10 protein-coding genes are annotated in these 7,031 nt (G+C 70.4%); all 10 read left to right on the forward strand.

Annotated elements, in window-relative coordinates:
* Positions 1–128 precede the first annotated feature (128 nt).
* The gene (locus AB1609_12665; protein ID MEW6047313.1) at positions 129–1,250 is read left to right on the forward strand and encodes a Xaa-Pro peptidase family protein; all 1,122 of its coding nucleotides are present in this window, start codon (positions 129–131) and stop codon (positions 1,248–1,250) included.
* Between the two features lie 28 nt (positions 1,251–1,278).
* The gene (gene efp / locus AB1609_12670) at positions 1,279–1,836 is read left to right on the forward strand and encodes an elongation factor P (GenBank protein ID MEW6047314.1); all 558 of its coding nucleotides are present in this window, start codon (positions 1,279–1,281) and stop codon (positions 1,834–1,836) included.
* A 77-nt stretch (positions 1,837–1,913) separates the two neighbouring features.
* The gene (locus tag AB1609_12675) at positions 1,914–2,276 is read left to right on the forward strand and encodes a hypothetical protein (GenBank protein ID MEW6047315.1); all 363 of its coding nucleotides are present in this window, start codon (positions 1,914–1,916) and stop codon (positions 2,274–2,276) included.
* A 58-nt stretch (positions 2,277–2,334) separates the two neighbouring features.
* Positions 2,335–3,348 (forward strand): stage III sporulation protein AA, encoded by a 1,014-nt coding sequence (spoIIIAA, locus tag AB1609_12680; GenBank protein ID MEW6047316.1) that lies wholly within the window; start codon positions 2,335–2,337, stop codon positions 3,346–3,348.
* Between the two features lie 27 nt (positions 3,349–3,375).
* Entirely contained in the window at positions 3,376–3,873 is a 498-nt protein-coding gene (locus AB1609_12685) for a stage III sporulation protein AB (GenBank protein ID MEW6047317.1), read from the forward strand.
* 64 nt (positions 3,874–3,937) lie between these two features.
* Positions 3,938–4,135, forward strand: a complete 198-nt coding sequence (gene spoIIIAC / locus AB1609_12690; GenBank protein MEW6047318.1) for a stage III sporulation protein AC — start codon at positions 3,938–3,940, stop codon at positions 4,133–4,135.
* A gap of 2 nt (positions 4,136–4,137) precedes the next feature.
* Positions 4,138–4,536 carry a SpoIIIAC/SpoIIIAD family protein gene (locus AB1609_12695; GenBank protein ID MEW6047319.1) on the forward strand — a complete coding sequence of 133 codons (399 nt, stop codon included), beginning with the start codon at positions 4,138–4,140 and terminating at the stop codon, positions 4,534–4,536.
* A 31-nt stretch (positions 4,537–4,567) separates the two neighbouring features.
* A complete protein-coding gene (locus AB1609_12700; GenBank protein MEW6047320.1) occupies positions 4,568–5,812 on the forward strand; it encodes a stage III sporulation protein AE in 1,245 nt (414 codons plus the stop codon).
* A 22-nt stretch (positions 5,813–5,834) separates the two neighbouring features.
* Positions 5,835–6,365 carry a hypothetical protein gene (locus AB1609_12705; protein MEW6047321.1) on the forward strand — a complete coding sequence of 177 codons (531 nt, stop codon included), beginning with the start codon at positions 5,835–5,837 and terminating at the stop codon, positions 6,363–6,365.
* A gap of 18 nt (positions 6,366–6,383) precedes the next feature.
* On the forward strand, positions 6,384–7,031 hold a 648-nt coding region (locus AB1609_12710; protein MEW6047322.1), incomplete at its 3' end, for a hypothetical protein.

Raw genomic sequence — 7,031 nt, forward strand, 5'->3', positions numbered from 1 at the left:
GCCTGGTGACGGCGGGGGCCTGCGTTGGAGTCATCGCGGGGTTCGGTGGCGAAGGCTATGTCCTGGCCCTTCACGCGGTGGTCCGGATGGCCGCGCGACAGAGAGGAGAGAGAGGCGGAGCATCGTAGATGGAAAAACCCGGAGGTGCCGTTTTGCACGAGACTCAGGAGCGCCTTTCGGCCCTGCGCCGCAAGCTGGACGAAGCTCAACTGGACGCCATCGTGGTGGTGGACCGGTTCAACCGCCGCTACCTGACCGGCTTCACCGGGAGCGCGGGCGTGGTGCTGGTGAGCCGGGACCCCGCGCAGCAACCCGTGCTGCTGGTGGACTCCCGCTACACCGAGCAGGCGTCGAGGCAGGCAGCCGGATACCGGGTCATCCAGCACGCCGACTACGTCTGGGAGACGCTCCGCGAGGTGATGGGGGAGTACGGCCTCAAGAAAGTCGGCTTCGAATCCGAGCATATGTCCTACCGGCAGGCCACCCGGTGGCAGGAGGAGATCCCCGGCGTCACGTGGGTGCCGGTGGAGCAGCAACTAGAGGCGCTGCGGGCCGTCAAGTCGCCCTCGGAGCTTGCGGCGATGCGCCGGGCGATTGCCATCACCGACCAGGCGTTTCAGTACATTCTCGGCGAACTGCGTGCCGGGGTCACGGAGAGGCAGGTCGCCTGGCGGCTGGAGATCTTCCTGCGGGAGCACGGGGCGGAGCGGTTGGCCTTTGACAGCATTGTGGCGTCGGGCCCCAACGGGGCACTGCCGCACGCCTTCCCCACCGACCGGGCCCTTCAGCCAGGCGACCTGGTGGTGCTGGACTTCGGGTGCGTTTACGACGGTTACCACTCGGACATGACTCGCACCGTGGTCGTCGGGCCCGAGGTGCCGCCGCGCGCTCGGGAAGTGTACGAAGTGGTGCGGCGCGCGCAGGCTGCGGGCGTGCAGGCCGTGCGGCCCGGCCGGACGGGCAAGGAGGTGGACGGCGACTCCCGAGCCGTCATCGAGCAGGCCGGGTTCGGCGAGTATTTCGGGCACGGGCTGGGACACGGGGTGGGGCTGGAGGTTCACGAACCCATCCCGCGCCTTTCCAGGATTTCGGACACGGTGCTGCAGCCGGGAATGGTCACGAGCGTCGAGCCGGGTATTTACATCCCCGGGTGGGGCGGCGTGCGCATCGAGGACCTGGTGCTGGTCACGGAGGACGGGTGCGAAGTCCTGACGGCTTCGCCCAAGGAGTTAATCGTGGTGGGCGGTTGAGGCGTTCGGAAAGCAGAGGGATACAGGCGTGATCTCCGTCAACGATCTGCGGCCGGGATTGACCATTGAGGTGGACGGCGAAGTCTGGAGCGTGGTGGAGTTCCTCCACGTGAAACCGGGCAAGGGTGCGGCCTTCGTGCGCACCCGGCTCAAGAACGTCAGGACGGGCAACGTCATCGACCGCACCTTCAGGGCGGGCGAGCGGGTCAACCGGGCCCACGTGGAGAACCGGGAGATGCAGTACCTGTACCACAGCGGCAACGAGTGGTACTTCATGGACACCCGTAACTACGAACAGATCGCCGTCCCGGAAGAGTACCTGGGGGATGCGCCCAAGTACCTCAAGGAGAACGACGTCATCCTCATCCAGTTCTACGAGGGGCGCCCCATCGGGGTGGAGCTGCCCACCTACGTCGAACTCAAGGTGGTCGAGACGGAGCCGGGTGTACGGGGTGACACCGCGCAGGGCGGGTCGAAGCCTGCGAAGCTCGAGACGGGGCTTGTGGTGCAGGTGCCACTTTTCATCGACACCGGCGACGTCATCAAGGTGGACACCCGGACGGGAGAGTACCTATCGAGGGCGTAGGGCCCGGTACCTCGCATGGCCTGGCGCGCATAAAGGCCTCCCCCTCGGGCCAAAGTGTCGCGAGGGGGTGGGCCGTTTTGCTTTTACCCGTGAGGCGGGCTGTCGACGGCACCGGTGTGCTGCAGCGCCTCTCCAGGATCGAAGCGGAGATCCGGCGGCTCAGGAAAGGGCACCGCTTGCTCCTCTCCTACGTGCGGGGCCTGGACGAAGACCTGGGTGAACTCGAGGATCTATTCCCCGCCGGGGAGTCCCCGAGGGGGGAAGCCGGAAGGCAGCGCCAGGGCGCTGGGCAGCAGGGCCAGGTGCAGGTGGAGTGCGGCGAGTGCGGGCGCACCGTTGCGCTCCTTGAAGGCGAGGTAGGCGACTTCACCGACGCGATCCGCTGCCCGTACTGCGGCGCCGAACTCATGAAGGCCTGGAAACCCGCTCCGTCCCGGTAGACAAGCATAAGCCCCCGCGCCCGTGCATAGGGTTCGGGTCCGGAGGGACGAGCCGGTGATGGTGCGGGGGGCGACTGCCGACGGCCGGCCTGCCGCAAACCCCGCGGCCTGGCGGGCCGCTCTGAGTGGGGTTTTGCCGGACGTGCTCGCCCAGGCCGTTCGGGGCCTGAGCGCGGAGATGGCCGCCCGGGCCGTGGAGCTTCGCGTCCGGCTCGAACGCCCTCTCCTCCTGGTCACGGCCGACGGGGCCCACTTCCTGGACGCCGGCGGCCGCGCCGTGGCTGACCCCGGGCGAGCCCTGCACGCCGATGCGCGGCTCGTTCAGGCGCTGGTGGACAGGATCTGCGGGGGATCCATCTACGCGGTGGGCGAGCAGCTCCGGCAGGGCTTCCTCACGCTGCCCGGCGGGCACCGGGTCGGGTTCGGCGGACGGGCCGTGCTAGGGCCGGAAAGCTCCATCCACGCCCTCACCGACATCTCCAGCGCCTGCATTCGCATTGCCCGCGCCATTCCAGACGTGGCGCGGCCTGTGCTGCCACGCCTTCTGGTCAGGCGCCGGGGGGGCCGGTCGGTGCTCGCCAGCACCCTTGTCCTCTCGCCGCCCGGGGCAGGCAAGACGACGCTCCTGCGGGATCTGGCGCGCCTGGCATCGTGGGGGGTTCCCGAGATGGGCCTGGATGGCGCCCAGGTCGTCATCGTCGATGAACGATCGGAGCTGGCCGGCACCTTCCAGGGCGTTCCGCAGCATGACGTCGGCCCTCGCACCGACGTGCTGGACGGGTGCCCCAAGGTGGAGGGGATCCACTGGGCGCTGCGGGCGCTCGGCCCTGAGGCGCTGGTCACCGATGAGATCGGGACGGTCCGCGACGCTGAAACCCTGGCCCGCGCGGCGCATACGGGCTGCACCGTCATCGCGTCCGCCCACGCCTTCGACGTGGCCCACGCGCGGCGACGGCCGGGCCTGGCTCCGCTCTTCGATCTGGGGCTGTTCGAGCGGCTGGTGGTACTGAGCCGCCGCCTCGGCCCCGGGACCGTAGAGCTGGTGAGTGCCTGCGGCGATGGGGAGGGATGAGCCCTGCTCAACGACCTGGTGGGGCTGGTGCTCACCAGTGCCGGGCTCGGGGGCGTGGGGTGGATGCGGGCCCGGGCGCTGTCAGGCCGCTGCCACGACCTGGAACAGCTCCGCCAGGCCCTGGCGGTGATGCAGGCCGCGATCTCCCACACGCGCCTTCCCGCCGCCCAGGCGTTCGAACGGGCCGGGCGCGCCGGTCGGGGAGTGCTCGCGCAGGCCTGCCGGCTTGCATCCCGGGCGCTGAGAGAGGGCCCCGGCCTTGCGGCGGGGGACGCGTGGATGGAGGCCATGCGAGCACTCTTGGACCGGTGCTTCCTCGCGCCCGGCGACATGGCCGTGCTGGAGGAGTTCTGCCTGCACTTCGGCAGGGTGGACGCGGCCACCCAGGAGGCGCTGTTCCACGACGCCATCGCCCGGGTGGACCTGGCACTGGAGCAGGCGCGCCAGGACCGGGACCGGTTGGAGCGGCTCTACCGGTTCTCCGGCCTGGCCGTGGGGCTGGCAGTGGGCATTATGCTGCTGTAGCGCCCGGACGGCAGCCGTCAGGCCCTTCGGCGGGCCGCTTCCTTTCGGCAGGGGGGGTTTTGAGGTGGATATCAGCCTGATCTACCGGATCGCCGGCCTGGGCATCCTCATCGCCATTCTCCACCTCTTCCTCTCGCAGGCGGGCCGTCAGGAACAGGCGCAGATGCTGAGCCTGGCGGGTGTCATCATCGTGCTCCTATGGATCATCCAGCTCATCGGGCAGCTCTTCCGGGACGTCGAGACCGTCTTCCGGTGGTGGTAGGGGTGGAACTGGTAGGCAGGGTGGCCGGCGTGGCCGTGGTGATGGCCATCTGGCTCCATCTGATGCGGGGCCGGGTCCCTGAACTCGCCCTGGCGCTGGTGGTGGCCTTCACCGCCCTCGCGGTGGGCGCCACGCTCGGGCCGCTGCAGGAGGTGGTCTCCACCTTCGGGCGGCTCAACCGGGCGGCAGGGGCCAGCGGCGCCTACCTCGGGGTGGTGCTGAGGGCCATGGCCATCGCCTACATCGCGGGGTTCGCCGCCGAGCTGTGCAGGGACGCCGGACAGCACTCGCTGGGCATGACCGTGGAGCTGGTCGGCAAGGTGGTCATCCTGGTGATCGCGCTGCCGGTCTTCGTGGCCTTGCTCGACGCGCTGTGGCGCCTGTTGCCGGCGGTGGGGTAGGCGCAGAGAAGGGGACGTGCTTTTGCTTCCCATGAGGGACGGCGCATCGGGGAAGGGCCGGCGTACGCTGCTTGGGGCCCTGCTGGCTGTGGTGTTGGCTCTGGCAGCCTCTGCCGCCGGGGGGCTGGCGGCGCCGGCCCCGCAGGGCGGGCCGGAATCGGCCGGCTCGCAGGGGGCTGCTCCCGAGCTTCTCCGGGAGGTCTACGAGGCGGGCCTGGAGCACGTCGACCTCGACCGGCTGGAGGAGCTATACGGCCTTGTGGACGAGGAGCTGAGGGCACGGCTCAACGTGGACTGGGGCCGGTTCCTGCGGAGCATGGGCCAGGAGGGCCTGCCGGGGGCGGGTGAGGTGCTCCAGGCTCTTGCGTCCCTCTTCGTCCGCGAGCTGGTCGTCAACGCGCACCTGCTCGCCCGCCTTCTCGCCTTAGCCGTGCTGGGCGCGGCTCTCCAGCAGCTCGGGCGAGGAATTGGCAGCGACGCCGTGCTGGAGGCCGCCCGGGCCGTGGTGATGCTGGCCATGATCCTCATCGGGCTCCACAGCTTCAACATCGTGATCCGGATGATCGGGGGAAGCGTGCAGCAGATGACCGCCATCGCTCAGGCGCTCCTTCCCACCCTTGGCGGGCTGGGAGCCCTGTCCGGCGTGGGGGTTGCCACCGCCGCCCTCCACCCGATCCTGCTCGGCGTGCTGACCGCTTCCGGACAACTCCTTCAAAACGTCGTGGTGCCCGGGCTCGTACTGGGAGGAAGCCTCGCCGTGACGGGGCAGATCGCCACCGACTTCCCACTCTCCCGCCTGTCCGGCCTCATCCAGCATGCGGCGCTGGTCGTCCTGGGCCTTACGCTGACCGTGCTCCTCGGCGTCGTGGCCGTGCGGGGAGCTCTGGGGCCGGTCGCCGACGGGGTCATGCTGCGTACCGCCAAGTACGTGGCCGGCGCGACCGTCCCCGTGGTGGGACGAATGGTCTCCGAAGCGGTGGAGGTGGTGGCGGGCGGCGGCGCCCTGATCCGCGGTGGCCTCGGGCTTGCCGGGGTCGTGACGGTGGTGCTGGCGGGGCTCGCGCCGGTGGTGAAGCTGCTCGCCGTGGTTTTCGTGTTCCGGCTGGCTTCGGCGCTGCTGGAGCCCTTGGGCGACCCCAGGGTGGCGGGAGCGCTCGAAGCGATGAGCGACACGATGGGGCTGTTGCTCTCCAGCCTGGCGGCGACGGTGGTGGTCTTCATGCTGGCTACCAGCGCCATGGTGGGGGCCTCCACGCTGCCCTGGGTCGTTCGCTGAGCGAAGGAAAGAGGGGCGCGGCATGTGGAGCAGCCTGCTGGCCTGGGCTCAGGAAATCGTGGCCATGGCGGTGGTGTTCACGCTGGCGTCGCTGCTGCTCCCTCACGGATCGCTCCGGGGCACCGTCCGCACGGTGATGGGCGTGGCCCTCCTGGCCGCGGCGGTGGGCCCGGTGGTGGGCCTGGTGGAGGATGCCGCCCTCTGGAGCCAGGCCGCCGCCCGCTGGCAGGCGCCCTCCGGTCCGGCCGGTGTCCGGGAGAGCGCGCCGGAGCCGGCGCCGCTGGTCCGGGAGGGGCTGGAGGAGACCATGACAGCTCGAGCCATGGAACTGGTGGCTCGCAAAGCCGAGCGGGCCGTTCGCCGGGTCCTGGAGGGTGCCGGGTACGAGGCGCTGGCGGTTGAGCCGCGGCCCGTCCACGACGGAGATGTCCGGCTGGTGGTGAGGGCTCGCCGCCGCTCGGCGGTGGCCCTTCCCGAGGACAGGCTGCCGGCGTATCTGGCCGCCGTGGCGGGCTTGAGCGCAGACGCGGTGGAGCTTCACGTGGAACCGTAGCGAGGGGGCAGCCAGCACGTGACGGGCCGACGCGTTAACGATCTCGAGGTGGGGCGCCCTGCGGCCGGCGAACCGCAGGCTCAGGCATGGCTTGCCAGGTGGGCGGGCCTCGTGAAACTGCCCCCGGCCCAGGCCCGTACGGCAGCCATGCTGCTTGCCGCCGCAGCCGTTGGCATCGCCCTCATGGGGTTGCCTGATCTGTTCGTGCCTTCCTCGTCCAGGCAGGAAGCTGCCCGGCCTTCCGCAGCGCGCCCGTCCCCTTCGCTGATGCCCGCCACGACGCTCAACTCCCCGCCTCCCGAGCGGCCGGGGTACGGCGAGGAGGTCGAGCGGGAACTCGAAGCGATCCTGGGGCTCATGGACGGGGTGGGCAGCGTCAAGGTGTTCATCACCTGGGCGCAGGGCCCGGAGCAGGTGGTGGCGTTCAACGAGACGGTGGAGCAGCGGACGCTGCCGGGCGTGGGGCCGGACGCCGCGCGTTCCCAGGCCACCGGCGAGCGCCGGGTCCAGCGCCAGGTCGCGATCATCCGGGACAGCGAGGGCCGCCGGGAGACGCCCGTCGTGCTCACCGAGCGGTACCCGGTCGTGAAGGGGGTGATGGTGGTGGCTGACGGCGCGCGGGACCCGAAGGTGCGGCTCGCCATCCAGCGGGCGGTCGCCGCGGCG

This window comes from Bacillota bacterium (genome assembly GCA_040754675.1).
In the GTDB taxonomy this organism is placed as follows: domain Bacteria; phylum Bacillota; class Limnochordia; order Limnochordales; family Geochordaceae; genus Geochorda.